The following is a 1,607-nucleotide window of genomic DNA, read 5'->3' as shown; positions in this document are numbered from 1 at the left end:
TAGAGGGGCTCGGGCGTCGCCTGCGCCTGCTGGTTGACCGCGCGATCGTGCGTATTGTTAACGACAGTCTGGGGCGTCAGAACCTCCAGATTCAGTCGCTGGCAGACGCAACCAACGACGATGTGGAGCGATTCCAGAATTACGGGCTGACGTCCGTCCCGCCCGTCGGTTCGGAGGCGCTGGTACTCTCGGTAGGTGGTCGACGTGAAGGGCTGGTCGCGGTTGCGGTCGAGGACAAACGCTGTCGGCCGCAGGGGCTGGAGGCTGGTGAGGTTCGTTTATATCACGCTGATGGTCAGTCATATATCACGCTGAAGTCAGGTGGCGTTATTGAGGTCACAGGGAATTCGGTTAATTACACTGCGTCGGCATTATTTGAAATAACTACAGCACAGTTAAAAGTTAACGGGCCGTCTGAATTTTCTCAGGATATTACCGTCGGGAGTAAATCATTCCTTCAGCATATCCACATTGACGGCGACGGTGAAAATACAACGGTGCCTCAATAATGACTATCGGTATTCACTGGAATAATCAGTTATCGCAGGGCGAAATTACGGTGACGCATGACGGTCTTTCCCGTGATGACGGGCTGGTGACGCTGGTGCTGATTTGTCTGTTCACGGATGCCCGTGCTGACGCTGACGATATTATCCCGGACGGTTCCGGTGATCCGCGCGGCTGGCCGGGCGATACATTCAGCGATGCGCCGTGGGGGTCAAAGCTCTGGCTGCTCGACCGTGAAAAACTGACCGGGTCTGTCCGTCAGCGTGTCGAGGATTATGCCAGCCTGTCCATGGAGCCCCTGCTGCGTGCGGGTTATGCCCGCAGCGCAACAGTCACGGCCACTGTCAGCGGTTATGACCGCATCAACTTTATCGTTATTCTCACCCGCCCGGATAAATCGCACCTCCGGATTGACATCAGCAAACGCTGGGAGGCTACCGCGAATGCCTTATAACGTTCCCACTCTCCGCAAGCTCATCACTGACGGTGAAAAAGAGATCGCCTTTGAACTCGGTTTATCGGTGTTACCGCCGGTCGGGGTGGAAAAAGCGCTGAATGTTGCTTTCAGCAGCGAAGTTCGTGACGTCTACGACCACCAGAGCTGGATTAAAGACCAGATTATCCCGTCGGTGAAGTCAGACGACGATACCATCATTGAGACGGCGGCAAGCGAAGGTGTTATCCGCAAGCAGGCGACGTTCTCGGCAGGCCCGGCAGTCTTTACCGGCACCGCGCCGCTGCCGGTTGATACTGAAATGCAGACAACTTCCGGGGCTGTCTTTGTGATCACCGCTGCTGGCGTTCCTGAGAACAACACCATCACGGTCACCATTCAGGCCAGCGATACCGGCACCGCCGGAAACCTCCCGGAAGGCGAGAGCCTGACGCTGTTATCTCCCGTTCCCGGCGTTGACAGTAACGGTCTGGTCGGTACTGGCGGACTTACAGGCGGTGCAGATATCGAGCCCGTCTCCGAGCTGCTTGACCGTTTGTTATTCAGAAAGCGTAATCCGCCGGTGGGTGGTGCGGTGCATGATTATGTTATCTGGGCGCGTGAAATGTCAGGTGTCAGCCGCGCCTGGGCGTTTGATGCGTGGCAC

At 56.4% G+C, this 1,607-nt stretch carries 3 protein-coding genes; all 3 read left to right on the top strand.

Annotated elements, in window-relative coordinates; all coding sequences use genetic code 11:
- Positions 1–509 (top strand): phage baseplate assembly protein V (locus GTGU_RS23180; RefSeq protein ID WP_038163408.1); only part of this gene is annotated, 509 nt, incomplete at its 5' end.
- The gene (locus tag GTGU_RS23175; RefSeq protein ID WP_038163404.1) at positions 509–961 is read left to right on the top strand and encodes a phage GP46 family protein; all 453 of its coding nucleotides are present in this window, start codon (positions 509–511) and stop codon (positions 959–961) included. The genes GTGU_RS23180 and GTGU_RS23175, both read left to right, overlap by 1 nt.
- Positions 951–1,607 (top strand): baseplate J/gp47 family protein (locus GTGU_RS23170; protein WP_038163402.1); only part of this gene is annotated, 657 nt, incomplete at its 3' end. The genes GTGU_RS23175 and GTGU_RS23170, both read left to right, overlap by 11 nt.

It is taken from the genome of Trabulsiella guamensis ATCC 49490, assembly GCF_000734965.1.
Taxonomy (GTDB): domain Bacteria; phylum Pseudomonadota; class Gammaproteobacteria; order Enterobacterales; family Enterobacteriaceae; genus Trabulsiella; species Trabulsiella guamensis.
The sequence above is the reverse complement of the archived record's forward strand: the minus strand, read 5'-3'. Positions and strand labels throughout refer to the sequence as shown.

Excerpts from the sequence above, each read along its gene's own strand:
- GTGU_RS23175 (WP_038163404.1), top strand. The coding sequence starts at position 509 with ATGACTATCGGTATTCACTGGAATAATCAGTTATCGCAGGGCGAAATT.